Raw genomic sequence first — 24,186 nt, 5'->3', positions numbered from 1 at the left:
TGTGTCCTGCTGTCTTGCGTTTCCGACTCTATCAGACTCTTTCGTGTCCGATTCCCGGTCGAAGCGGGTCAAGCAGTTTTCGCTTTCCAGGTCCTTCGCTTTCGCGTTTTCCCTTTCCGGCGAGTCCGACTCTATCAGATCCTTTCGGGCCTGATTCCCAGTCAGCGGGGTTTGTCTTCCCGGCCGTTGGGCCGTTCCGACGAGTGAGACTTTAGCGGATTCCTGCCCCCCGACGCTAATCGGGGTGCGTCCCTTCGAACGCGGATTCCTCATTTCGCGCAGGCACACGAAAAGGCATGCGACACGAGGTCGCGCGTCCTGTCGTGGTTACTGCGGAATGGCTGTCCGGGGACCGACCGGGGTCGGCGCTCACGTCGGACAACTCGGAGCACACTACGGCCGTGTCCGGGGTGTGTCAACCCCCGGCCGGTGGTGTCGGGTGACCGGGGGTCGATGGGGGCCCTGGCTGGGCTTCAGCCGTTGCCGGAGGCCAGTTCGCGGCTGCGGTCGCGGGCCGCCTCCAGGGCTGCGATCAGTGCCGCGCGCACGCCGTGGTTCTCCAGTTCACGGATGGCGCTGATGGTCGTGCCGGCCGGGCTGGTGACGGCCTCGCGGAGCTTGACCGGGTGCTCACCGCTGTCCCGGAGCATGACGGCGGCGCCGATCGCGGCCTGGACGATGAGGTCGTGGGCCTGGGCGCGGGGCAGGCCGAGCAGGATGCCCGCGTCGGTCATCGCCTCGACCAGGAAGTAGAAGTAGGCGGGGCCGGAGCCGGAGAGGGCGGTCGCCGCGTCCTGCTGGGACTCCGGGACGCGCAGGGTCTTGCCGACGCCGCCGAAGATGTCCTCGGCGGTGGCGAGGTGCGCGCCGGTGGCGTGGCTGCCGGCCGAGATGACGGACATGCCCTCGTCGACGAGGACCGGGGTGTTGGGCATGACCCGGACGACCGGGGTGTCCTGGGTGAGCCGGTCCTCGATGAACGCGGTGGTGATGCCCGCCGCGGCACTGATGACGAGGCGGTCGGCGATGACGTGCGGTGCGAGTTCGTCCAGGAGCTTGCCCATGTCCTGCGGCTTGACCGCGAGGATGAGGATGTCGGCGCTCTTGGCCGCCTCCGCGTTGGTGACGGACTCGACCCCGTACCGCGTGTGCAGTTCCTGGGCCCGGTCGCCGCGGCGGGTGGTCACCAGGAGGTCGGCCGGTCGCCAGCCCGCCCGGATCATTCCGCTGAGCAGGGCCTCGCCGATCTTGCCGGTGCCGAGGACTGCGACTGTCTGGGTCATGCGTTCACCCTCCGGGCGGTGCTGGGCTGGGCTGGGCGTTGCTGGGCTGTGAGCCGGCTCTTGGTTCGGGCCGTCTCCCGTCATCCTCGCATCGGGGTTCTCACGGCGTACGGCGGCGGAGGGTGATCGCGCCGAGGCAGAGGACCAGGAGCGCGCTTCCCGCGACCACGGCCACGTCGCGGACGAAGTCGCCGGTGATGTCGGTGTGGTGGAGGACCTCGTTCATACCGTCGACGGCGTACGACATGGGCAGCACGTTCGAGATCGCCTCCAGCACGGGGTGCATCGCCTCGCGCGGGGTGAACAGGCCGCACAGCAGGAGCTGGGGGAAGATCACCGCCGGCATGAACTGGACCGCCTGGAACTCGGACGCGGCGAACGCGGAGACGAACAGGCCGAGCGCGGTGCCGAGCAGGGCGTCGAGCAGGGCGACCAGGAGCAGCAGCCAGGGCGAGCCGATGACGTCCAGGCCCAGCAGCCAGAGGGAGACGGCCGTCGCGAGCACCGACTGGACGACCGCGACCGCGCCGAACGCGAGGGCGTAGCCCGCGATCAGGTCGCCCTTGCCGAGGGGGAGGGCGAGGAGGCGTTCGAGGGTGCCCGAGGTGCGTTCGCGCAGGGTCGCGATCGAGGTCACCAGGAACATCGTGATCAGCGGGAAGATGCCGAGGAGGGAGGCTCCGGTCGCGTCGAAGGTCCCGGCCGCGCCGTCGAAGACGTAACGGAGCAGCGTGATCAGCAGGACCGGGACGATCACCAGGAGCGCGATCGTGCGGGGGTCGTGGGCCAGCTGGCGCAGGACGCGGCCCGCGGTGGCGGTCGTGCGGGACGGGGTGAGCGGGCGGGCCGGGGCGCCTTCGCTCGCGGGCGGGGACGGGGTGGTGGCGGTGGCCGTCATCGGGATGCCTCCGGGTCGGTGGGCGGGGTGGGTGGCGCGGCCTCGTCGACCAGGTGGAGGAACGCGTCCTCGACGGTCTCGGTGCCGGTGCGGCGGCGCAGGGCGTCCGGGGTGTCCTCGGCGAGGATGCGGCCGTCCCGCATCAGGAGGAGGCGGTGGCAGCGTTCGGCCTCGTCCATGACGTGGGAGGAGATGAGGAGGGCGACGCCCCGGTCGGCGGCCAGGCGGTGGAAGAGGTCCCAGAGGTCGCGGCGGAGTACGGGGTCGAGCCCGACGGTCGGTTCGTCCAGGACCAGCAGTTCCGGGGTGCCGAGGAGGGCGACGGCCAGCGAGACGCGGCTGCGCTGGCCGCCGGAGAGCGCTCCGGCGAGGGCGTCGGCGTGGCTGGTGAGGTCGACGTCTCCGATGGCGCGGGTGACGGCGTCGCGGCGGGCGGCCCGGTGGGAGCGGCCGGGGTGCAGGACGGCGGCGAAGTAGTCGAGGTTCTGCCGGACGGTGAGGTCGGTGTAGACGGAGGGCGCCTGGGTGACGTACCCGATCCGGGGGCGCAGGGCCGGGTCTCCGGCGGGGTGCCCCAGGACGTCGAGGGTGCCGGTGACCTTGGCCTGGGTGCCGACCACCGCGCGCATCAGGGTGGTCTTGCCGCAGCCCGAGGGGCCGAGGAGGCCGGTGATGCTGCCGGGGCGGACGGTGAAGTCGAGGGTGCGCAGGACGGTGCGGCTGCCTCGTACGACGGTGAGACCGCGGGCCTCGATCGCCGGAGACGGGTCCTGTGCCGGGGATGTGTCCATGGGGTTTGTGGGGTCGGCCGGCGCCGGCCCGGCCTCGTAATTCATCATGTGATGAATTCTTCGCCCGATGACGCCGTCCGTCAAGGGGGAGAGGGAGGGGAGGCGGACAGACGACTCAGCCCGCCGACGGTGTCGGCGGGCTGAGTCGTCTGTGGGGCGGGCGGCCCAGGGCGGGTCCGCAGCGGGTCCGGCGGATCAGGGCGGACAGGCCGCGGTGTCCGGTCGGCGCGTCGCAGGACGCCGGAACGTCCTCGTCGCCGGAGCGATTCGGGCGTTCTGGAGGCGTCGCGAGGAATGGGGCCTTCCCCTGCCCGAGCGAGCCGAGAGCTTGGGGAAGGGGAAGACGAAGGGAAAGGGGAAGGGGCCGGGCGTCGCGGGTCCGGGCGTGATCTGCCGGACGTGCCCTGGATGGCCTAAGTGCGCCAGGTGCGCTTGGGGTGCCAGGGGTGATTGGTGCGCTTGGGGTGCCAGGGGTGCTCGGTGCGCTAGAGGCGCTTGGGGCGCTTGGGGCCGGAAGACTTGCGAGCCGCCGGGTTGCCGGTGCGGGTCGAGCGGCGCTTCTCGAACTGGACGCGGGCCTTCTCGTACTCGGTGCGGCGCAGCTTCTCGCCCGGGGCCTCGGTGAGCGAGCGGACGAAGTAGGCGAGGAGCGAGCCGATGAAACCGATCGACTTCAGTCCGCGCAGTGCGTCCTCGCGGGCCGGGTCCTTCGGGCGGGCGCCGAAGCCCTCCCAGGTCTTGCGGAACGCGATGGCGCTGCAGATCGAGAACATCGCGATCACCAGCATCCCGATGAGGCTCCCGACCTCCGCGATCTCCAGCCCCTGGTAGGCGAAGCGCAGGACGAAACAGGCGGCCACGGCTGCGGCCAGCGAGCCGACGGCGACGCCGGCGCGCCGGAGCCCGTAGCCGCCGTCGTGGTCGACCCACGTCGTGCCGAAGAAACGGATGGGCTCGGGCTGGGGACCTGGGGCCGTGGGGGCGCCGCCGGAAGGTGTCGCTCCGGCGGGCGGGGTGCCGGGGGCTGCGCTGTTCTCGCTCACGGGGTCGATTATCCCCCGTTACCCCGGGCACCTGGGGAACCCGTACCCCGGATGTCTGGGACCCGTGCTTCTGGACTCCCGGGGACCCGGACCTCCGGCCCCCCCGGCCCCTCGGACACCCGGGCACTCGGACACCCGGGCACCCGGGCACCCGGGCACTCGGACACCCGGGCACCCGGGCACCCGGGCACCCGGGCACCCGGACACCCGGACACCCGGACACCCGGACACCCGGACACCCGGACACCCGGACACCCGGACACCCGGACACCCGGACACCCGGGCACTCGGGCACTCGGGCACTCGGGCACTCGGGAGATCCGTACCGGGCTCCCGGAGTCCCGGAGTCCGTACCCCGGACGCCCTGGGGCACGGGCCCCTGAACGCCCGGACACCCGGGACGTACCCCGGACGCCGGGGGACCAGTTACCCCCGGACGCCCGGGGCCCGTCAGTCGCAGCGCGGTGCGATGTAGCCGTCACGCCCCGTGTAGACGTACGCGTCGGAGACGAACTGGCCGTTGGCGATGTTGTCCCAGAGGTTCGACGTGCCGTACGGGCCGGTGACCCACTCGCCCGGCTTCTGGCAGTAGATCGGGATCTTCTGTCCGTACGGCATCGTCCTGACGATGCGGTAGCTGGTGCCCGGTCCGGTGCGGACGTTGACCCGGTAGCCCGGGGCTATCGGATAGCGGGTGCCGGTCGCGGCGACGGCGGCGGTTTCCGCTGTCGCCATGGCCGTCGCCCCTTCCGCTTCTTCCACCCCGTCCACCCGGTCCACCCCGTCCTGGATGGGCTCCGCGGTGTGCTCTTCAACGCCCATGTGGGCCTCCCCCGTTGAGAAACGCGTACGCGAGATCGCGTACGACGCGCAGGCTAGCAAGCCCCGTGCCTCTCGTACGTACCATCGACTAGGCTCCGTGCGTCGCATGCGCACGAGCACACGGGGGTGGGCGATGCCGCCGCTGCGAGGAGCCGGAGTGCATCCGGAAGCGGAGTTTCCGCAGTACGCCGGCGCCTACCGCCTTGAGGCCTGTCTCGGCTCGGGCGGCATGGGGGTCGTACATCTGGCGCGCTCGGCATCGGGGATGCAGCTCGCGGTGAAGGTGGTGCACGCGCCGTACGCGGCGGATCCCGAGTTCAGGGCGCGGTTCCGGCAGGAAGTGGCGGCCGCGCGGCGGGTCAGCGGGGCGTTCACCGCGCCCGTCGTCGACGCCGACCCGGAGGCCGGGCGGCCCTGGATGGCCACCCTCTACATTCCCGGGCCCACGCTCGCCGAGCAGGTGAAGCGGAACGGTCCGATGTCCCCCGCCGGGCTGCGCAGGCTGACCGCCGGGCTGGCCGAGGCGCTGCGGGACATCCATCGGGCGGGCGTGGTCCACCGCGATCTGAAGCCGAGCAACGTGCTGCTGACCGACGGGGGCCCCAAGGTCATCGACTTCGGGATCTCCCGTCCGTACGACAGCGATCTGCGCACCGAGACGGGCAAACTGATCGGCTCGCCGCCCTACATGGCTCCCGAACAGTTCCAGCGGCCGCGTGAGGTCGGGCCGCCGGCCGATGTGTTCGCTCTGGGGGCCGTGATCGTCCACGCGGCGACCGGCCGGGGGCCCTTCGACTCGGAGAGCCCGTACATCGTGGCGTACCAGGTGGTGCACGACCAGCCGGACCTCGGCGGGGTGCCGGAGGATCTCGCGCCGCTGGTCGCCCGGTGCCTGGCGAAGGACCCGGCCGGGCGGCCCACGCCGGACGAGGTGATGGAGGCGCTGCTGCCCCCGTCGTACGACGCCGACGCGTTCGTTCCGGCGCAGCGGCGCGGGGCGGTGGTCGCGGCGGCGGTGCCGTCGGCTGCGGAGCGGGACGGTTCTGAGGCGGCAACCCACGTGCGTGCCGCGCCCGTGGTCCGGCGCCGGCGGCTGCCGCGCGCCCGGCTGGTCGTGGCGGCGGCGCTGCTGGTGGCGGGCGCGGGGGTGGGGGCGTACGCCGTGTGGGGCGGCGGTACGGGCGTGAGCCGCCCGGAGCCGGGGCGCGCCGCCGAGGGCGGGGAGGGCAAGGACGCCGGGGCCGTCACGCCGTGGCGTACCGGGCTGCGGACGTCCGGCAGCGCCACACCTGTCTGCTCCACCGCCGGGTCGGGGGCCGCGCTGTACTGCTCGGTGGCCGGGACCGGCACGGCCAGGATCGACCCGGCGGACGGGCGCGTGGTGTGGTCGGCGCGGTCGTCCTCGACGCGGGCCGACCACGCTCCGATCGTCTCGGGCGGGGTCGTGCTGTCCACCGGGCCGGACGGGAGGCTGCGCGCGTTCGACCCGGTGAAGGGCACCGCCGTCCGGGACACCACGCTGTCCGCGAGCCCCGGTGGCGCGTTCCCGGCGGGCGACACGCTGCTGGCCGTCGCGGACGACGGCACGGTGACGGCGCTGGACGGCGCGAGCGGGACGCACCGATGGAAGGGCCCGCTGGCAGGGCACACGCGGCCCGGCTTCGCCCTGTACGACGGGGCGTCCGGGCTCGCCTACGCCTTCGAGCACGCGCCCTCGGGCGGGTCGACCCTCGTCACGGCGGTGGACGCCGTGAGCGGCCGGGCGTCCTGGCAGCGGCGGCTGGACGGGGTGCTCACCCCGGTCGGCACGGCCGGCGCCGGGGAGCTGGTGCTGACGGTGATGGACGAGAACTCGGACACCGCCGAGCTCGTCCGGTACGCCCCCGGAACCGGCGCGTCCGCCCGGGTCGCGCTGCCCTTCACGCTGGACGGGCCGCAGGTGGTCCTGGCCGGGGACATCGCGTACCTGCTGGCGCGGGGCGGGTCGCTGCTCGCCGTCGACACCGCGGCGGACGGTGCGAAGGCGGACCTGTGGCGGCTGGAGACGGGGGTCGGGCGGGCTTCCGCTCCGGTGCTCGGGGAGGGCGGGCACCTGTACTTCTCCGCCGCGGACGGGAGGCTGCTGGCCGTCGACACGGTCCGGGGTGCGCTGGTGGGGCAGACCCGGGCGCGGCTGAGCGGCGGGAAGCTCGCCCACGCCTCGGACCTGCCCGCGCCGGTGACTGCGGGGCGGCTGGTGGTGGGGACGGCTCCGGACGGGTCGGTCTTCGCGGTGGACGGGCTGGCGCCGGGGGGCTGGTGAGGTCCGCCCGGGGCATGCCGGGCCGGGGGTGCCCCGGAGGGTGCCCGGGGGCTCTGGGGGGGTGCCCCGGGGCCGGTGGCGTCCCTCCGGGGACGGCCCTGGGGCCGGTGAGAGCGGGGACCGGCCCGAGGCCGGTGAGAGCCGGGCCGACCCGAGGCCGGTGAAGACGGGGCGCCCGAGGCCGGTGAAGGCGGGGCGCCCGAGGCCGGTCAGCGCCAGGCCGGCCCGAGGCCGGTGAGAACGGGGCTGCCCAGGGGCTGCCCCTGGGCAGCCCCGGACCCCCGCTCCTCGAACGCCGGAGGGGCTGGACATGTCGGCCCAGCGATGTCAGCCCAGCTTGGAGACGTCGCGGACCGCGCCCCGGTCCGCGCTCGTCGCCATCGCCGCGTAGGCGCGCAGTGCGGCCGAGACCTTGCGGTCGCGGTTCTTCGGCGCGTACACACCGTTCAGCGCCTCGCGGCGGGTGGCCAGTTCGGCGTCGTCGACGAGCAGCTCGATGGAGCGGTTCGGGATGTCGATCCGGATCCGGTCGCCGTTCTCGACGAGCGCGATGGTGCCGCCGGAGGCCGCCTCGGGCGAGGCGTGGCCGATGGAGAGGCCCGACGTACCGCCGGAGAAGCGGCCGTCGGTGACCAGTGCGCAGACCTTGCCGAGGCCCCGGCCCTTGAGGAACGAGGTGGGGTAGAGCATCTCCTGCATGCCGGGGCCGCCGCGCGGGCCCTCGTAGCGGATGACGACGACGTCGCCCGCCGTGATCTCCTTGCGGAGGATCTTGTCGACGGCCTCGTCCTGCGACTCGCAGACGACGGCCGGGCCCTCGAAGGTCCAGATCGACTCGTCGACGCCCGCCGTCTTCACGACACAGCCGTCCACGGCGAGGTTGCCCTTGAGGACCGCGAGGCCGCCGTCCTTGGAGTAGGCGTGCTCGACGTCGCGGATGCAGCCGCCCGCCGCGTCCAGGTCGAGGGTGTCCCATCGCTCGGACTGCGAGAAGGCGGTCGCGGAGCGGACGCAGCCGGGGGCCGCGTGCCACAGCTCGATGGCCTCGGGCGACGGGGAGCCGCCGCGCACGTCCCAGTTCTTCAGCCACTCGGCGAGGGTGTCGGAGTGCACCGCGTGCACGTCCTCGTTCAGCAGACCGCCGCGGTGGAGCTCACCGAGGAGGGCGGGGATGCCGCCGGCGCGGTGGACGTCCTCCATGTAGTACGTACCGCCGGGGGCGACGTTGGGGGCGACCTTGGAGAGGCACGGGACCCGGCGCGAGACCTCGTTGATGTCGTCGAGGTCGTACGCCAGCTCCGCTTCCTCGGCCGCGGCCAGCAGGTGCAGGATCGTGTTGGTCGAGCCGCCCATCGCGATGTCCAGCGCCATCGCGTTGTCGAACGCGGCGCGGGTGCCGATGGCGCGCGGCAGGACCGTCTCGTCGTCCTGCTCGTAGTAGCGCTTGGTGATCTCGACGACCGTGCGGCCGGCGTCCTCGTACAGTGCCCTGCGGGCGGTGTGCGTGGCGAGGACCGAGCCGTTGCCGGGGAGGGAGAGGCCGAGGACCTCGGTCAGGCAGTTCATCGAGTTGGCGGTGAACATGCCGGAACAGCTGCCGCAGGTGGGGCAGGCGTTCTCCTCGATACGGAGGATGTCCTCGTCGGAGATGCTCTCGTCGACCGCGTCGCTGATCGCGTTGACCAGGTCGAGCTTGCGCACCGTGCCGTCGACGAGGGTGGCCTTGCCGGCCTCCATCGGGCCGCCGGAGACGAAGACGGTCGGGATGTTGAGCCGCATGGCGGCCATCAGCATGCCCGGGGTGATCTTGTCGCAGTTGGAGATGCAGATCAGCGCGTCCGCGCAGTGCGCCTCGACCATGTACTCCACGGAGTCGGCGATCAGATCGCGGGAGGGCAGGCTGTAGAGCATGCCGCCGTGGCCCATCGCGATGCCGTCGTCCACGGCGATGGTGTTGAACTCGCGCGGGACCGCGCCCGCCGCCAGGATCGCCTCGGAGACGATCCGGCCGACCGGGGCGAGGTGGGTGTGGCCGGGGACGAACTCGGTGAACGAGTTGGCGACCGCGATGATCGGCTTGCCGATGTCCGCGCTCGCTACGCCCGAGGCGCGCATAAGGGCGCGCGCGCCCGCCATGTTGCGTCCGTGGGTGACCGTGCGGGACCTCAGCTGCGGCATCGTCGCTCGCTCCTTCGGCAGGGGAACTGCCTCCGACAGATAAGAAAAGACTGTCTTCGAGCGTACGCCCCGGATCCAAGATCTGGACAGGCTGTCCGGTATACGGGACGCGATGGTCGCTGGGTGGGCATCACGGCGTGGACCCTCGGCGGATGCGCCCAGCTCTCCGTCAAGCTATCCGCTCAGCTCTCCGTCAAGTATCTCTGGAGCGTCGGCGCCACCATCGCGACGATGTCCTCCGGGTCGGCCGACGCGAGCGGCTCGGCGCGGATCACGTACCGCAGCATCGCGATGCCGATCATGTGCGACGCGGCGAGCTCCGCGCGGAACGTCGCGTCCGGTACGTCGAGTTCCGCCGCGATCCGCACCAGCAGCCGCCGCAGGACGAAGCCGCGCAGCACCTTCGCCGCCGCCTCGTGGGTGAGCGCCGAGCGCAGGATCGCCAGGAGCTGGGCGCGGGTGGCCGGGTTCTCCCATACGGAGAGGAAGTAGCGGGCCAGCCGCTCCCCCAGGCCCTCCCGGGGACCGCCGAGGATGGCGGGGATGACGAGGGCCGGTTCGAAGGAGAGCTCGACCGCGGCCGCGAAGACCTCGTCCTTCGTACCGAAGTAGTGGTGGACGAGAGCCGCGTCGACTTCGGCGGCCTTGGCGATGCCCCGGATCGACGTCTTGTCGTAGCCGCGCTCGGCGAACTCCGTACGGGCCGCCTCCAGGATGCGCGTACGGGTGTCGGGGCCTTCGGCGGCGGCCCGGCGGGAGGGGCGGCCCCGGCGCCGGGGGCCGGGTGCGTCCTCGGTCACGGGCGGTCCTCGGTCATGGCCGGTCCTCGGCCACCAGCGGTTCTCGGCCACGAGCGGTCCTCGGTCACGGGCGGCGGATCTCGGAGGCCGGGTCGGCGGCGGATGCGGAGGCCAGGTGGAGGCGGGTGAAGGCCAGCGCCTCCGCGAGGTCGGCCTCGCGTTCGGCGGAGGACATCGCGCGGCGGGTGTTGACCTCGATGACGACATGGCCGTCGAATCCCGTACGGGCCAGGCGCTCCAGCAGCTCCGCGCACGGCTGGTCGCCCCGGCCGGGCACCAGGTGCTCGTCCTTGGCCGAGCCCTTGCCGTCGGCGAGGTGGACGTGGGCGAGCCGGTCGCCCATCCGGTCCACCATGGCGAGCGCCTCGGTGCGGGCGGTCGCGGTGTGCGAGAGATCGACCGTGAAGTGGCGGTAGTCGTCGTTGGTGACGTCCCAGTCGGGGGCGTACGCGAGCATCTCGCGGTCCCGGTAGCGCCAGGGGTACATGTTCTCGACGGCGAACCGGACGTCCGTCTCGTCGGCCATCCGCCAGATCCCGGTCACGAAGTCCTTGGCGTAGTTGCGCTGCCATCGGAACGGCGGGTGCACGACGACGGTGGACGCCCCGAGCTTCTCGGCGGCGGCCCTGGCCCGCTGGAGCTTGACCCAGGGGTCGGTGGACCAGACCCGCTGGGTGATCAGCAGGCAGGGGGCGTGCACCGCGAGGACCGGCACTTGGTGGTAGTCGGAGAGCCGGCGCAGGGCCTCGATGTCCTGGCTGACGGGGTCGGTCCAGACCATGACCTCGACGCCGTCGTACCCCAGGCGCGCGGCGATCTCGAAGGCCGTCGCGGTGGACTCGGGGTAGACCGAGGCCGTTGACAGGGCGACCTTCGCATCGGGGATGCGCACCACTGGTTCTGCCACCTGGACAGCGTACGGGCAGTGGCGCGCCACACCGAGGGGCCCTGGCGGAAAGTGATCAGGGCCATGGGCGTACGTACGGCCTGCCCTGTCGGCACCCGGGCAGGGCGACCCGCTCCGCCGCGCGTCACCCGGGCAGGGCGGCCCGTTCCGCCGGGAGGTGGTCCAGGCGGCGCAGGATGACGCCCTCGCGCAGGGCCCAGGGGCAGATCTCCAGCTCCCCGACGCCGAACAGGTCCATCGCCCCCTCGGCCACCATCGCCCCGGCGAGCAGCTGGGCGGCCCGCCCCTCGGAGACTCCGGGGAGCCTGCCGCGCTCCTCGACGGTCATCGCCGCCAGCTTGGGCACCCAGTCCTCCAGCGCCTTGCGGCTCAGCGAGCGCTGGACGTACAGGCCCTCGGTGGAGCGGGCCGCGCCGGCGATCCTGGCGAGCTGCTTGAAGGTCTTGGAGGTGGCGACGACGTGGTCGGGGCGGCCGGCCCGGCTGAACTCGCCCACGGTCCGCGCGATGCTGGCCCGTACATGCCGGCGCAGCGCCCTGACCTGCTCGGGATCGGCCGGGTCGTCCGGCAGCCAGGCGCTGGTGAGGCGGCCCGCGCCGAGCGGCAGGGACACGGCGGTGTCCGGCTCCTCGTCGATGCCGAAGGCGATCTCCAGGGAGCCGCCGCCGATGTCCAGGACCAGGAGCTTCCCCGCCGACCAGCCGAACCAGCGGCGGGCGGCCAGGAAGGTCAGCCGGGCCTCCTCCTCACCGCTGAGGACCGCGAGGTCGACGCCGGTCTCGACCCGTACGCGGTCGAGCACCTGGTCCGCGTTGGTCGCCTCGCGCACCGCGGAGGTGGCGAAGGCGAGCACGTCCTCGCACCCCTTGTCCTCGGCCGCCTGGACCGCTCCGGCGATCGTCGCCACGAGCCGGTCCACGCCGAGCGGGCCGATCGCACCGCCCTCGTCGAGCAGTTCGGCCAGCCGGAGCTCCGCCTTGTGCGAGTGCGCGGGCAGCGGGCGCGCGCCGGGGTGGGCGTCGACCACCAGCAGATGAACCGTGTTCGATCCCACGTCGAGGACTCCGAGTCTCATACGGGAACGCTACTGCTCCATCGGACTTACTCTGGGCGCGTGCCAAAGACGAAAAAGGCTAAGCAGGACAAAGCCACGAAGAAGCAGAAGACGAACAGGGAGACATCACAGTCGGAGGCGAGCGGCCCCGGCCCGTCCGACGAGAAGGGTGTCGACTTCGCACGGGCCTGGGTGGAGTTCCCCGACCCGGCCGACGACGAGCAGATCTTCCGCTGCGATCTGACCTGGCTGACCTCCCGGTGGACCTGCATCTTCGGCAGCGGCTGCCAGGGCATCCAGGCGGGCCGCGCGGACGACGGCTGCTGCACGCTGGGGGCGCACTTCTCCGACGAGGACGACGAGAAGCGGGTCGCGGGGCACGTGGCCCGGCTCACTCCCGAGCTGTGGCAGTTCCACGACGTCGGTGCGGAGACGGGCTGGGTCGGCGTCGACGAGGACGGTGAACGCCAGACGCGCCGCTGGGAGGGCTCCTGCATCTTCCAGAACCGGCCGGGGTTCCCCGCCGGGGCGGGCTGCTCGCTGCACATCCTGGCGCTGCGGGAGGGCAAGGAGCCCCTGGAGACCAAGCCGGACGTGTGCTGGCAGCTGCCGGTGCGGCGGACGTACGACTGGATCGACCGGCCCGACGACACCCGGGTCCTCCAGGTGACGATCGGGGAGTACGACCGCCGGGGCTGGGGCCCCGGCGGGCACGACCTGCACTGGTGGTGCACCTCGGCCACCTCGGCGCACGGGGCCGGTGACCCGGTGTACGTGTCCTATCGCCCGGAGCTGATCGAGCTGATGGGCAAGGAGGGCTACGACCGGCTGGTCGAGCTGTGCGAGGAGCGGCTGTCCTCACTGCTTCCGATGGCCCCGCACCCGGCGGACCCGCTGCCCGCGCCGGGGAAGAAGCACTGAGGCGTACCGGGGCGCGCTGAGGCGTACGGGGCGACGGAGACGTACGGAGACGACGGAGGCATACGGAGGCGTACGGGCGGAGCCTCCGCCCGTCGGCGCCCAGGTGCATCACCCCGTCGGGGCCCGGGGGCCTCAGTCCGTCGGGGCCGGGTCGGAGGGGCCCGGGTCGGTCGGGGCCGGGTCCGTGGGGCCCGGGTCGGTCGGGTCGGTGGGGTCCGGTGTCGGGTCGGGCGGGTCCGTGGGGTCGGGCGGATCGGTCGGGTCCGGCGGGTCCGTGGGATCGGTCGGGCCGGGGTCCGTGGGCCCGGGGTCCGTGGGCCCGGGGTCGGTGGGGCCGGGACCGGTGGGGTCGGGGCCCGGATCGGTCGGGGCCGGGTCGGTCGGGCCGGGATCCGTGGTGCCCGGGTCCGTGGGGCGGGGCGATTCCGTGCCGGGGCGCGTGGGGCGCGGGCCGCCCGTCGTCGGGGACGTCACCCCGTGACCGTCGATGATCACGGTGGCGCCCGAGGGGGCCAGCGAGATCCGGGCCCGCCACGCCCCGCCCGGCTGTGCGTCCCGGATCACCGAGACCGCGATCGTGGTGCTCTGCCCGGCCGCGAGCGTGCCGGACGTACGGCTGAGGCGCAGCCACCGGGCGTCCGTCGCCGCCGACCAGCTGACCGGCCCCCGGACCGAGGCGGTCAGCGTGAGCGTCGTGACGGCCCCGGAGGTCCGGGCCGTCACCGTCATCCGGGCGTCGCCCCGCTGCGCGCCGTCGGTGCTGACGACCGAGGCGGTGACGTCCGGGACACGGGCGCCGAAGCGGTCGCCGGGGCGGCCGCTGCCGGTGTTCTCGTAGGGGGCGTACGGGTCGCCGCTCATGCCGCCGGCGTCCTCCACCTCCGTGGCGGTGACCGAGGTGCCGTCGTGGCCCTCGCCGGTCTGCGGCGCTCCCCGGTACGCGGCCCACAGGGCGATCACCGGGGCGGCGACCACCGTCGCGACGACCGTGGTCGTCACGACCCGGGCGCGCAGCCGGTCCCGGCGGGCGGCCTGGTCCTTGGGGTCGAGCGGATACCCGGCCCGGTCGAAGCGCGGGCCTGCGGCGCGGGAGCGCTGGGCCTGGGCCATCGCCACGTACACGGAGGGGCGGGGGGCGCCGACGACGGGCAGGGCGGCGACCGGGGCCAGGGCCGCTCCGGGCCAGGGGCCTGCGGCATCCGCCCGCTCGGCGGCACGACGGCAGCGGGGGCAGTCGTCGACGTGCCGGACGAGCTCGCGGCGCAGGGCGGCGGAGAGCAGCACCTGGTGGTCTCCGGTGAGCCGGGCGACGGTGGGGCAGTCGCCGGTCTCGACGACGGCGAGGGCCGCGCGGGTGCGCTCCACCTCGCAGGCCGCGCCGGCCAGCAGCTCCCGGGCGGATGCGGGCTCCAGGCCGAGCACGGCGGCGACGGCGCTCGGAGTGAGCCGGTGGCGTACGGCCAGTTCGAGGGCTTCGCGCTGCTCCGGGGTGGTGCCCGCGGCCTCGGGCCAGGCGAGCGTGGCGAGCTCCCGGCGGCGGGCTTCGGCGGCCGGCGACTCGGCGGGGACGGGGACGGCGGCGTCCTCGGGGGTGGCGGGCGAGGTGTGCTCCGGCGTGCGCTGAGTGGTGTGCGCCCCCTGGTGCCGGGGCGGCGCGGAGGTCTTGGACGCCTTGGAGCCCTTCCCCGTACCGGAGGCCCAGGACGCCTTCCGCGCATCGGAGGGTTTGGACGCCTTCTCCGTATCGGCGGGCTTGGAGTCCTTCCGCGTATCGGTGGCCTTGGCCGTGCGGGGCGGCTTGACCGTCCCGGAGGCCCGGCGGTGGGCCTGGCGGCCGCGCTTGCGCTCGGCGAGGGTGCGGAGGCAGGTCCACCGGGCCAGCGCGTACAGCCAGGATTGACGTTCCTCCTCGGCCGTGGGGCCCCGGGCGTCCTGCCGGTCCGCGATCGACAGGACGGCACCGAGCGCCTCGGTGGCCGCGTCGTGATCGCAGAGCACGGAGAGGCAGTAGGTGAAGAGTCCGTCGAGATACGGCTCGTAACGTGCGGGCGGTCGCGGTGCCGGGGCGTGGGGTGCTCGGCGATGCGCCCGGTGTGCGCCGGTGGTGTGCGTGGGGGTCTCCAGCCTGCTGCTCGTCACCCGGCGACCGTAGGCAAAGGAGCGCATGCCCCAAGTGCCCCTTGAGCACATTTAATCCTTACGGGTGAATGTATCCCTCGAAAGAGGACAGAGATCATGGATTCGGGTGAGTGCGCCCGGGAGTGCTTCCGTGCGCCCTGCGTGCGGACGGGCCGCGCACGCCGACCGTGCGGGCGGCGTTGTCGTACCCCACCTATACGGTGACGCCATGGCTGCCCGTACGAAATCCGCGAAGGACCGGCCGTCCTACCGCTGTACCGAATGCGGCTGGACCACCGCCAAGTGGCTCGGCCGTTGCCCCGAGTGCCAGGCGTGGGGGACGGTCGAGGAGTTCGGCGGCGCCCCCGCCGTGCGCACCACCGCGGCCGGCCGGGTCTCCACGGCGGCCGTGCCGATCGGCCAGGTCGACAGCCGGCAGGCCACCGCCCGTTCGACCGGCGTCGGTGAGCTGGACCGGGTGCTCGGCGGCGGGCTCGTGCCGGGCGCGGTCGTGCTGCTGGCGGGCGAGCCCGGTGTCGGCAAGTCGACACTGCTCCTGGACGTGGCGGCCAAGGCGGCGAGCGACGACCACCGCACGCTCTATGTGACCGCCGAGGAGTCCGCGAGCCAGGTCCGGATCCGGGCCGACCGGATCCGGGCGATCAACGACCACCTCTACCTCGCGGCGGAGACCGACCTGTCCGCGGTGCTCGGCCATCTGGACGCGGTGAAGCCCTCGCTGCTCGTCCTGGACTCGGTGCAGACGGTCGCCTCGCCCGAGATCGACGGCGCGCCCGGCGGGATGGCCCAGGTCCGGGAGGTCGCCGGAGCGCTGATCCGGGCGTCCAAGGAGCGCGGGATGGCCACGCTGCTCGTCGGTCACGTCACGAAGGACGGCGCGATCGCCGGGCCCCGGCTGCTGGAGCACCTGGTGGACGTCGTGCTGTCCTTCGAGGGCGACCGCCACGCCCGGCTGCGGCTGGTGCGCGGCGTCAAGAACCGTTACGGGGCGACCGACGAGGTCGGCTGCTTCGAGCTGCACGACGAGGGCATCACCGGTCTCACCGACCCCTCGGGGCTCTTCCTGACCCGCCGCGACGTGGCGGTGCCGGGCACCTGCCTGACGGTGACCCTGGAGGGCAAGCGGCCCCTGGTCGCCGAGGTGCAGGCGCTCACCGTCGACTCGCAGATCCCCTCGCCCCGGCGTACGACCTCCGGTCTGGAGACCTCCCGGGTCTCGATGATGCTCGCCGTGCTGGAGCAGCGCGGCCGGATCACCGCGCTCGGCAAGCGGGACATCTACAGCGCGACGGTGGGCGGTGTGAAGCTCACCGAACCCGCCGCGGACCTGGCGATCGCGCTCGCGCTGGCCAGTGCCGCCAGCGACACCCCGCTCCCGAAGAACCTGGTCGCGATCGGCGAGGTGGGGCTCGCGGGCGAGGTCAGGAGGGTCACCGGGGTGCAGCGGAGACTGGCCGAGGCACACCGTCTGGGCTTCACCCACGCGCTCGTTCCGACCGACCCGGGAAGGGTCCCGGCCGGTATGAAGGTCACGGAAGTCGCCGACATGGGCGATGCTCTGCGGGTCCTCCCGCGCCGGTCTCGTCAAGAGGCGCCGCAGCCTCGTCAGGAAGACAACGCGCGCCGGTAGACTTTGCCCTGGTCTCGCCCGCCCGTGGACACCGCATGGTGGACGCAAGGGCACCGCAAACCTGTGACCGGAGGAGTGCAGTGGCAGCCAACGACCGGGCGACGACGCCCGGAAAGTCCGGCCAAGGCACCGGCAACGAGGCGTTGATGCGCGCCTCGTTGAGCGCGGTCGCGCCCGGTATGGCCCTGCGGGACGGCCTGGAGCGCATTCTCCGGGGCAATACCGGTGGGCTGATCGTGCTGGGCATGGACAAGACCGTCGAGTCGATGTGCACCGGCGGATTCGTGCTGGACGTGGAGTTCACGGCGACGCGCCTGCGCGAGCTGTGCAAGCTCGACGGGGCGCTGATCCTCGACAAGGACATGACCAAGATCCTGCGGGCCGGGGTGCAGCTGGTCCCGGACGCCTCGATCCACACGGAGGAGACGGGCACCCGGCACCGTACGGCGGACCGGGTCTCCAAGGCGTGCGGCTTCCCCGTCGTCTCGGTCTCCCAGTCGATGCGGCTCATCGCGCTGTACGTGGACGGGGAGCGGCGGGTCCTGGAGGAGTCCTCCGCGATCCTGTCCCGGGCCAATCAGGCGCTCGCCACGCTGGAGCGGTACAAGCTCCGGCTGGACGAGGTGGCCGGCACGCTGTCCGCGCTGGAGATCGAGGACCTGGTCACCGTCCGGGACGTGACGGCGGTGGCGCAGCGGCTGGAGATGGTGCGGCGGATCGCGACCGAGATCGCGGAGTACGTGGTCGAGCTCGGCACCGACGGACGTCTGCTCTCCCTCCAGCTGGACGAGCTGATCGCCGGCGTGGAGCCGGAGCGGGAGCTGGTCGTCCGGGACTACGTGCCCGAGCCGACGGCGAAGCGGTCGCGCACGGTGGCCGAGGCGCTGACCGAGCTGGACGCGCTGAGCCACACGGAGCTGCTGGAGCTGCCGGTGGTGGCGCGGGCGCTGGGCTACAGCGGCTCGCCCGAGACGCTGGACTCGGCGGTCTCCCCGCGGGGCTTCCGGCTGCTGGCGAAGGTGCCGCGGCTGCCGGGGGCGATCATCGAGCGGCTGGTGGAGCACTTCGGCGGCCTGCAGAAGCTGCTGGCGGCGAGCGTGGACGACCTCCAGACGGTGGACGGCGTCGGCGAGGCGCGGGCGCGGAGCGTGCGGGAGGGACTTTCGCGGCTGGCGGAGTCGTCGATCCTGGAGCGGTACGTCTGACGTTGCGCGACGGGTCGGGAGGGCGCCCTGGTGGGCGCCCTCTTTGCGTGCCGCCCACCGGGTCGCCCTCCCGGTCGTCCACCGGGCCGTCCTCGGAGGCCGGACGGGCAGGGTTCACGGGCCCGCCCGGACCGGACGGGCTGGGTTCACGGGCCCGCCCGGACCCGTCGGCGCATCGCCCGCCCGCGCTGAGCGTTCCGTCCTCAAACGCCGGACGGGCTGGAGATGGCCGGGCCGGCCGGATGCGGGCGGGTGCGGGCCGGTCAGTCCTTGGACAGGACGAAAGAGGCTCGCTGGACCGGTTCGCCCGGGGTCTTCGCCTCCAGGAGGTACGTTCCCGGGCCGGCCTTGCCTGCCGGTGGGGTCGCGCAGCCCGGGGCGGACCGGGTGCGGTTCCAGTCCACCGTGTGGATCACGGTCGCGCCCGCCGGGACCTCCAGGAACAGCGGACCGGCCGCGGCGGGGCAGTCCTTCGAGGACCAGATCGGATCGTCGTCGTCGCCACCGGCCTCGGTGACCGTGAGGACCGCGTTCTTCGGCCCGAAGTCGGCCTTGCACGTGGTCGACGAGGTGTTCTTCGCGATCAGTTCGAACTTCGGCCTGTCATCGGGGCCGTAACTGACCTTCGTCCGCAGGCTCAACTGCACCGCGGCGGGCTTGCACTCGGGGAGCGGGGAGCCTGCCGGGACCTGCCGGCCCGCCGTGCCGCCGCCGCCCGCACCCGAACCGGCCGTGTCCGCACCGCCTGTTGACGCCCCGTCGGACGAGGCGCCGTCGGACGAAGCGCCGCCGTTCGCGCCTCCGGAGGACGCACCCGTGCCTCCCGACCCGCCGTCCTCGCCCGACTCGTCGCGGCCGCCCGGCTGTTGGCTGATCGCGGGGCCGGTGCGCGACGGCCCGGGGTCGATCGACCTGGCCGGGTCGGAGCCGCCGGCCTTGCCGTCGTTCCGGCTCCCCCCGCCGCCTCCGGACGTCACCGCCCAGGCGATCAACACGGCGAGCAGCGCAACCAGAAGCCCCGCTACCGCCCTTCGTCGCCAGTAGATGCTGGAGGGAAGCGGACCGACCGGATTGCGCATAGATCCCACGGTCCGAACTCTACGAGAGATCCGGGCCGACTCCGGCCCCACCCGCCGCTCCGGACGCAAGTTTTGCCGATCATCATCACGGGGATCCGGTCACAGGGGACAGAACGGGTGGCGTTGTCCCCTCCTGGGCCGCCGCGCGGGCCGACACCCCCGCGCCCGCGACCACCGCTCCCTCTTCCGTGCCAGGATCGTCAGTGCGATGACTGCCATGACTTCGACTTCAGCCCAGACGCCCCCCGCCGCCGCCTCTCTCCACACCCCCGTCATCGGGTGGTTCGAGCAGCATGCCCGCGATCTGCCCTGGCGCCGCCCCGAAGCGGGCGCCTGGTCCGTGATGGTCAGCGAGTTCATGCTGCAGCAGACCCCGGTGAGCCGGGTCCTCCCGGTGTACGAACAGTGGATCGCCCGCTGGCCCCGCCCCGCCGACCTGGCCGCCGAGGCGCCCGGGGAGGCGGTCCGCGCCTGGGGCCGGCTCGGCTACCCGCGCCGTGCGCTGCGGCTGCACGGCGCCGCGCAGGCGATAACGGAACGGCACGGCGGCGATGTGCCGAGCGAGCACGCCCAGCTGCTGGCGCTGCCCGGGATCGGCGAGTACACGGCGGCGGCGGTGGCCTCGTTCGCGTACGGGCAGCGGCACGCGGTGCTCGACACGAACGTCCGCCGGGTGTTCGCCCGCGCCGCCTCCGGGGTCCAGTACCCGCCGAACGCGACCACGGCCGCCGAGCGCAAGCTCGCGCGGGCGCTGCTGCCCGAGGAGGACGAGCGGGCGGCGCGCTGGGCGGCGGCCACGATGGAGCTGGGCGCCCTCGTGTGCACCGCGCGCAACGAGGACTGCGACCGGTGCCCGATCGCCTCGCGGTGTGCCTGGCGGCTGGCCGGGAAGCCCGCGCACCAGGGGCCGCCGCGCAAGGGCCAGACGTACGCCGGTACCGACCGCCAGGTGCGCGGGCGGCTGCTCGCGGTGTTGCGGGACGCGCTGAACCCCGTACCGCAGGCCGCGCTGGACGCGGTGTGGGAGGAGCCGGTGCAGCGGGCCCGTGCGCTGGACGGGCTGGTGGCGGACGGGCTGGTCGAGCCGATGGCCGATGGCCGGTACCGGCTGCCGCTGACCTGATCGCCCCGCCCCGGCCCGGCACTCCCCAGCCCGGCCCGGGGAGTGCGGTGCCCCGCGCTGTTACACAACCGATGGACAGCCGTGCACCGGCCTACGGCTGCTCCGCACATCGCCGTGACAACGCCTCCGTAGCGTCTTCGACAGCAGGCTGGCCGGACCGCGGAACACCCGCGGCCCGCCGGTACACGGGGACGTTCGGGGACGGAGGCGGTTGTCATGGCGCAGGGCGAGGTGCTCGCGTTCGAGGACTACGTACGCACACGGCAGGAGGCGCTGCTGCGCAGCGCGCGCCGTCTGGTTCCCGACCCGGTGGATGCCCAGGACCTGTTGCAGACCGCCCTCGTGCGCACCTACGGCCGCTGGGACGGCATCGCCGACAAGTCCCTGGCCGACGCCTATCTGCGCCGCGTCATGATCAACACCCGTACGGAGTGGTGGCGGGCGCGCAAGCTCGACGAGGTGCCGACCGAGCAGCTGCCCGACGCGAGCGTCGAGGACGGCAGCGAGCAGCGCGCCGACCGCGCCCTCCTGATGGACATTCTGGGCATTCTGGCTCCCAAGCAGCGCAGCGTCGTCGTCCTGCGACACTGGGAGCAGATGAGCACGGAGGAGACGGCCGCGGCGCTCGGCATGTCGGCCGGTACGGTCAAGAGCACGCTGCACCGGGCCCTGGCGCGACTGCGCCAGGAGCTGGAGAGCCGCGAGCTGGACAGCCGCGAGGCGGTCGCCCGGGAGACCGGGGGCCACCGGAGCGCGGCGCCGGTCACCTCCGCCCGTGTCCCCGCCCAGCGGTCGCCGGTCACGACGGTGCCGGGGGCGAGGGCGCACACACCGGCGCAGCGGAACGGGCGTCACGACGAGCGGGGGATGGAGCGGTGCGCGGCCTGAGCGGAAGCAGCGGCGGGGACGGCTTCGGGGACGGCTCCTTGGGCGGCTCGGACGGATTCGGGGACGGCCCCTTGAGCGGCTCGGACGACGGCGACGCCCCGAGGAGATCGGGCGGGAGCCGGAGCGGGATCGGGAGCCGGGGCTTCCGGAGCGGTATGGCGGCGAGCGGCACGGCCTTGGCCGGACTCGTCGCCTTCGGGCTGTTCGGCGTCGGCTGCTCCACTGGGGGCAACGGCACCCGGGACGAGGGCCCGGCCGGCAGTCAGCCGGTCGCCCGGATCACCCCGCAGGCCAGCCCTTCCGGTACGACCCCGCCCGTCAGACGGGTCGACGCCGTGCGGCTCCTCAAGGAGGATCCCAAGGTGGGCGAGCAGGTCAGGACCGAGCTCAGGCCCTGCGTGGGCAAGGCCTATCCGATCGACACCTCGTACGGGTCGATGACCGGCGGCCGGGCCGCCGACGTGGTGGTCAACGTGATGAGCTGCGCCGATTCGGTCGGCGTCGGAACGTATGTGTACCGGGCGGACGACGACGGCTCGTACGAGAACGTCTTCGCGGCCGAGGTCCCCGCCGTCTACGGAACGATCGACCGGGGCGACCTGGTGGTGACGACCCAGGTCTACGGATCGAAGGATCCGCTGGCCTATCCGTCCGGCTCGGTGGTGGTCACCTACCGTTGGGCGAGCGACCGCTTCACCGAGCACGACCGGGTGCACAACGACTTCAGCCGTGCCGTCGAGGGTGCGGACGGTGAGCTGCCCGTGCAGTCGGAGCCGGTGGAGTCGGTTCCGTCGGACGAACCGGTGGGGCCGGGCCGGGACTGAACCCGGTCAGGAACGCAGTCGTGCCGGTGGAACCGGGCAGGAACGGAAAGCGAGAAGCAGTCCCATGGCCGAGACCCACGTCCTCTTCGTCGAGGACGACGACGTCATCCGCGAGGCCACCCAGCTCGCCCTGGAGCGGGTCGGCTTCACGGTCACCGCGATGCCCGACGGGCTCTCCGGTCTGGAGGCGTTCCGCGCCGACCGGCCGGACATCGCCCTGCTCGACGTGATGGTGCCGGGCCTGGACGGGGTGAGCCTGTGCCGCCGTATCCGGGACGAGTCGACCGTCCCCGTGATCATGCTCTCCGCGCGGGCCGACTCGATCGACGTGGTGCTCGGCCTGGAGGCCGGGGCCGACGACTACGTCACCAAGCCCTTCGACGGCGCGGTCCTGGTCGCCCGCATCCGGGCGGTGCTGCGTCGCTTCGGCCACGCGGCCGGGCCGGACGGCCTGGGCCAGGGCGGTACGGAGGGGGACGCCGAGGCGCTCGGCGGGGTGCTCGTCTTCGGCGATCTGGAGGTCGACACCGACGGCATGGAGGTGCGGCGCGCCGGTGAGCAGGTGGCGCTGACGCCCACCGAGATGCGGCTGCTGCTGGAGTTCTCGTCCGCGCCGGGTACCGTCCTGTCGCGCGACAAGCTCCTGGAGCGGGTCTGGGACTACGGCTGGGGCGGTGATACCCGGGTGGTGGACGTCCACGTCCAGCGGCTGCGCACCAAGATCGGCCAGGACCGGATCGATACGGTCCGCGGCTTCGGCTACAAGCTGCGCGGATGATGCGGCTTACGCGAATGACATGGCTTGCGCGGACGACGCGGCTTGCGGGGATGCGGTCTGCGCGGATGCGGTCTGCGCGGATGCGGTCTGCGGGGATGCGGTCTGCGGGGATGCGGTCTGCGGGGATGCGGTCTGCGGGGATGAAGCGACCGGTGGGGAACAAACGGCCGGTGGGGCGGGGATGAAGCGACTGGCCCTGCGGACCGGTGTCCGCTGGAAGATCAGCATCGCCATCGCGGCCGTCGGCGCGCTCATCGCGGTGGCGCTGAGCCTCGTGGTGCACAACGCGGCCCGCGTCTCGATGATCGAGAACGCCCGCGAGGTGCAGCTGGAACGGCTGCTGGGCGCCCAGCGCTTCTACGAGGCGACGAGCATGCAGAAGGGCGGGCCGAAGTTCGGGGCGAAGCTCAACGACCCGGCGATCCCGCCGAGCCTGCGCGACGAGGTCCGCAAGAACCGCCGGGCCACCCATGTGGCGCAGGGCCCCGACGGGGTCCCCCAGGTCTGGGCGGCGGTTCCGCTGGCGGGCGGGGACGTGCTCTCGCTGCACACCCGGTTCGCGGACCGTTCCGCCACGATCATGGACGACCTCGACCGGGCCCTGATCATCGGCTCGGTCTCGGTGGTCTTCGGCGGCTGCGCGCTCGGGGTGCTCATCGGCGGCCAGCTCTCGCGCCGGCTGCGCAAGGCGGCGGCCGCGGCGGGCCGGGTCGCCCAGGGGCAGACGGACGTACGGGTCAGGGAGGCCGTCGGCGGGGTCGTCCGCGACGAGACCGACGAGCTGGCGCGGGCGGTCGACGCACTGACCGACGCGCTGAACGAACGGATCGAGGCGGAGCGCCGGGTCACCGCGGACATCGCCCATGAGCTGCGTACCCCGGTGACCGGACTGCTCACCGCGGCCGAGCTGCTGCCGCCGGGCCGTCCCACCGAGCTGGTACGGGACCGGGCCCAGGCGATGCGCACGCTGGTCGAGGACGTCCTGGAGGTGGCCCGTCTGGACAGTGCGTCGGAGCGGGCGGAACTCCAGGAGCTGCCGCTCGGCGAGTTCGTCAGCCGCCGGATCGGGCTGCTGAACCCCGAGGTGACCGTCCAGGTGGTGCACGAGTCCTGGGTCTCCACCGATCCGCGCCGGCTGGAGCGCATCCTCGGCAATCTGCTCGGGAACGCCGCCAAGCACGGCTCCACCCCGGTGGAGGTCACGGTCGAGGGCCGGGTGGTGCGGGTCCGCGACCACGGTCCGGGGTTCCCGGAGGCGCTGCTGCGGGACGGGCCGAGCCGGTTCCGTACCGGAAGCATGGACCGGGCCGGGCACGGACACGGTCTTGGCCTGACGATCGCGGCGGGCCAGGCAAGGGTGCTGGGGGCCCGGCTGACCTTCCGCAACGCGGCGCCCTCGGGCGCGGCGGAGGGCACGGGCGGGGCGATCGCGGTGCTGTGGCTGCCGGAGCACGCGCCGACGGTGACGGGGAGCTTCCCGGTGCTGCGGATGGCGGACCAGCGGCAGGCGTCGGACTGAGC

The 24,186-nt window shown here is 73.2% G+C and carries 20 protein-coding genes; 9 read left to right on the top strand and 11 right to left on the bottom strand.

All coding sequences use genetic code 11. The annotated features are described in order from the left end of the window. Positions 1–473: 473 nt before the first annotated feature. From proC to ACGF2Y_RS22080, 5 genes are all read right to left on the bottom strand, one after another. Positions 474–1,283, bottom strand: a complete 810-nt coding sequence (gene proC / locus ACGF2Y_RS22100) for a pyrroline-5-carboxylate reductase (RefSeq protein WP_392950029.1) — start codon at positions 1,281–1,283, stop codon at positions 474–476. A gap of 100 nt (positions 1,284–1,383) precedes the next feature. After that, positions 1,384–2,181, bottom strand: a complete 798-nt coding sequence (locus ACGF2Y_RS22095) for an ABC transporter permease (protein ID WP_392950027.1) — start codon at positions 2,179–2,181, stop codon at positions 1,384–1,386. After that, on the bottom strand, positions 2,178–3,020 hold the full coding sequence (locus tag ACGF2Y_RS22090) for an ABC transporter ATP-binding protein (protein WP_392950026.1): 843 nt from the start codon (positions 3,018–3,020) through the stop codon (positions 2,178–2,180). Before ACGF2Y_RS22090 ends, ACGF2Y_RS22095 begins: the two co-directional genes overlap by 4 nt. Before the next feature lie 437 nt (positions 3,021–3,457). Further along, complete coding sequence (locus ACGF2Y_RS22085) at positions 3,458–4,015, bottom strand: hypothetical protein (RefSeq protein ID WP_392950025.1); 558 nt, start codon at positions 4,013–4,015, stop codon at positions 3,458–3,460. A 450-nt stretch (positions 4,016–4,465) separates the two neighbouring features. After that, positions 4,466–4,837: an SH3 domain-containing protein gene (locus tag ACGF2Y_RS22080; protein ID WP_392950023.1), complete on the bottom strand. Its 372-nt coding sequence runs from the start codon at positions 4,835–4,837 to the stop codon at positions 4,466–4,468. A gap of 133 nt (positions 4,838–4,970) precedes the next feature. Here ACGF2Y_RS22080 and ACGF2Y_RS22075 point away from each other — a divergent pair, with 133 nt between their 5' ends. Beyond that, positions 4,971–7,139, top strand: coding sequence for a protein kinase (locus ACGF2Y_RS22075; RefSeq protein ID WP_392950052.1), 2,169 nt, complete (start codon positions 4,971–4,973; stop codon positions 7,137–7,139). Positions 7,140–7,466: 327 nt separating this feature from the next. On the opposite strand, the gene ilvD is transcribed toward ACGF2Y_RS22075, so the two are convergent. The 4 genes from ilvD to ACGF2Y_RS22055 form a co-directional block, all read right to left on the bottom strand. Next, positions 7,467–9,317, bottom strand: a complete 1,851-nt coding sequence (gene ilvD / locus ACGF2Y_RS22070; RefSeq protein ID WP_392950022.1) for a dihydroxy-acid dehydratase — start codon at positions 9,315–9,317, stop codon at positions 7,467–7,469. A gap of 182 nt (positions 9,318–9,499) precedes the next feature. After that, positions 9,500–10,117, bottom strand: a complete 618-nt coding sequence (locus ACGF2Y_RS22065) for a TetR family transcriptional regulator (RefSeq protein WP_392950020.1) — start codon at positions 10,115–10,117, stop codon at positions 9,500–9,502. 64 nt (positions 10,118–10,181) lie between these two features. After that, positions 10,182–11,012: a sugar phosphate isomerase/epimerase family protein gene (locus ACGF2Y_RS22060; protein WP_392950049.1), complete on the bottom strand. Its 831-nt coding sequence runs from the start codon at positions 11,010–11,012 to the stop codon at positions 10,182–10,184. 136 nt (positions 11,013–11,148) lie between these two features. Next, entirely contained in the window at positions 11,149–12,099 is a 951-nt protein-coding gene (locus ACGF2Y_RS22055) for a Ppx/GppA family phosphatase (protein ID WP_392950017.1), read from the bottom strand. Between the two features lie 39 nt (positions 12,100–12,138). Between ACGF2Y_RS22055 and ACGF2Y_RS22050 the strand changes: the two genes are divergently transcribed. Further along, positions 12,139–12,999 carry a hypothetical protein gene (locus ACGF2Y_RS22050; RefSeq protein ID WP_392950014.1) on the top strand — a complete coding sequence of 287 codons (861 nt, stop codon included), beginning with the start codon at positions 12,139–12,141 and terminating at the stop codon, positions 12,997–12,999. Between the two features lie 132 nt (positions 13,000–13,131). Here the strand turns inward: ACGF2Y_RS22050 and ACGF2Y_RS22045 are convergent, their stop codons facing one another. Beyond that, positions 13,132–15,189: a hypothetical protein gene (locus tag ACGF2Y_RS22045; protein ID WP_392950012.1), complete on the bottom strand. Its 2,058-nt coding sequence runs from the start codon at positions 15,187–15,189 to the stop codon at positions 13,132–13,134. Between the two features lie 157 nt (positions 15,190–15,346). On the opposite strand from ACGF2Y_RS22045, the gene radA reads away from it, so the two are divergent. Next, positions 15,347–16,768, top strand: a complete 1,422-nt coding sequence (gene radA, locus ACGF2Y_RS22040) for a DNA repair protein RadA (protein ID WP_392950009.1) — start codon at positions 15,347–15,349, stop codon at positions 16,766–16,768. Between the two features lie 80 nt (positions 16,769–16,848). Beyond that, on the top strand, positions 16,849–17,973 hold the full coding sequence (gene disA, locus ACGF2Y_RS22035) for a DNA integrity scanning diadenylate cyclase DisA (RefSeq protein ID WP_003968311.1): 1,125 nt from the start codon (positions 16,849–16,851) through the stop codon (positions 17,971–17,973). A 263-nt stretch (positions 17,974–18,236) separates the two neighbouring features. Here the strand turns inward: disA and ACGF2Y_RS22030 are convergent, their stop codons facing one another. Continuing rightward, the gene (locus ACGF2Y_RS22030) at positions 18,237–18,968 is read right to left on the bottom strand and encodes a hypothetical protein (protein ID WP_392950005.1); all 732 of its coding nucleotides are present in this window, start codon (positions 18,966–18,968) and stop codon (positions 18,237–18,239) included. 292 nt (positions 18,969–19,260) lie between these two features. On the opposite strand from ACGF2Y_RS22030, the gene ACGF2Y_RS22025 reads away from it, so the two are divergent. The 5 genes from ACGF2Y_RS22025 to cseC all read left to right on the top strand — a co-directional run bounded on the left by ACGF2Y_RS22025 (position 19,261) and on the right by cseC (position 24,184). Further along, positions 19,261–20,175, top strand: a complete 915-nt coding sequence (locus tag ACGF2Y_RS22025) for an A/G-specific adenine glycosylase (RefSeq protein ID WP_392950003.1) — start codon at positions 19,261–19,263, stop codon at positions 20,173–20,175. 216 nt (positions 20,176–20,391) lie between these two features. Beyond that, the gene (locus ACGF2Y_RS22020; protein ID WP_392950000.1) at positions 20,392–21,063 is read left to right on the top strand and encodes a SigE family RNA polymerase sigma factor; all 672 of its coding nucleotides are present in this window, start codon (positions 20,392–20,394) and stop codon (positions 21,061–21,063) included. Between the two features lie 155 nt (positions 21,064–21,218). After that, a complete protein-coding gene (locus tag ACGF2Y_RS22015; protein ID WP_392950046.1) occupies positions 21,219–21,887 on the top strand; it encodes a hypothetical protein in 669 nt (222 codons plus the stop codon). A 64-nt stretch (positions 21,888–21,951) separates the two neighbouring features. Beyond that, positions 21,952–22,665, top strand: coding sequence for a two-component system response regulator CseB (gene cseB, locus ACGF2Y_RS22010; RefSeq protein ID WP_392949997.1), 714 nt, complete (start codon positions 21,952–21,954; stop codon positions 22,663–22,665). A gap of 181 nt (positions 22,666–22,846) precedes the next feature. Next, complete coding sequence (gene cseC / locus ACGF2Y_RS22005; RefSeq protein ID WP_392949993.1) at positions 22,847–24,184, top strand: two-component system sensor histidine kinase CseC; 1,338 nt, start codon at positions 22,847–22,849, stop codon at positions 24,182–24,184. Positions 24,185–24,186 lie beyond the last annotated feature (2 nt).

The sequence above is a fragment of the Streptomyces sp. NPDC048142 genome, from assembly GCF_043202835.1.
Lineage (GTDB): Bacteria > Actinomycetota > Actinomycetes > Streptomycetales > Streptomycetaceae > Streptomyces.
The sequence above is the reverse complement of the archived record's forward strand: the minus strand, read 5'-3'. Positions and strand labels throughout refer to the sequence as shown.

What these genes read in the sequence shown, in the direction of transcription:
- proC (WP_392950029.1), bottom strand. Translation starts at nt 1,283, where the DNA reads ATGACCCAGACAGTCGCAGTCCTCGGCACCGGCAAGATCGGCGAGGCC.
- ACGF2Y_RS22095 (WP_392950027.1), bottom strand. Translation starts at nt 2,181, where the DNA reads ATGACGGCCACCGCCACCACCCCGTCCCCGCCCGCGAGCGAAGGCGCC.
- ACGF2Y_RS22090 (WP_392950026.1), bottom strand. Translation starts at nt 3,020, where the DNA reads ATGATGAATTACGAGGCCGGGCCGGCGCCGGCCGACCCCACAAACCCC.
- ACGF2Y_RS22080 (WP_392950023.1), bottom strand. Translation starts at nt 4,837, where the DNA reads ATGGGCGTTGAAGAGCACACCGCGGAGCCCATCCAGGACGGGGTGGAC.
- ACGF2Y_RS22075 (WP_392950052.1), top strand. Translation starts at nt 4,971, where the DNA reads ATGCCGCCGCTGCGAGGAGCCGGAGTGCATCCGGAAGCGGAGTTTCCG.
- ilvD (WP_392950022.1), bottom strand. Translation starts at nt 9,317, where the DNA reads ATGCCGCAGCTGAGGTCCCGCACGGTCACCCACGGACGCAACATGGCG.
- ACGF2Y_RS22055 (WP_392950017.1), bottom strand. Translation starts at nt 12,099, where the DNA reads ATGAGACTCGGAGTCCTCGACGTGGGATCGAACACGGTTCATCTGCTG.
- ACGF2Y_RS22045 (WP_392950012.1), bottom strand. Translation starts at nt 15,189, where the DNA reads ATGTGCTCAAGGGGCACTTGGGGCATGCGCTCCTTTGCCTACGGTCGC.
- radA (WP_392950009.1), top strand. Translation starts at nt 15,347, where the DNA reads ATGGCTGCCCGTACGAAATCCGCGAAGGACCGGCCGTCCTACCGCTGT.
- ACGF2Y_RS22025 (WP_392950003.1), top strand. Translation starts at nt 19,261, where the DNA reads ATGACTGCCATGACTTCGACTTCAGCCCAGACGCCCCCCGCCGCCGCC.
- ACGF2Y_RS22020 (WP_392950000.1), top strand. Translation starts at nt 20,392, where the DNA reads ATGGCGCAGGGCGAGGTGCTCGCGTTCGAGGACTACGTACGCACACGG.
- ACGF2Y_RS22015 (WP_392950046.1), top strand. Translation starts at nt 21,219, where the DNA reads ATGGCGGCGAGCGGCACGGCCTTGGCCGGACTCGTCGCCTTCGGGCTG.
- cseB (WP_392949997.1), top strand. Translation starts at nt 21,952, where the DNA reads ATGGCCGAGACCCACGTCCTCTTCGTCGAGGACGACGACGTCATCCGC.
- cseC (WP_392949993.1), top strand. Translation starts at nt 22,847, where the DNA reads ATGAAGCGACTGGCCCTGCGGACCGGTGTCCGCTGGAAGATCAGCATC.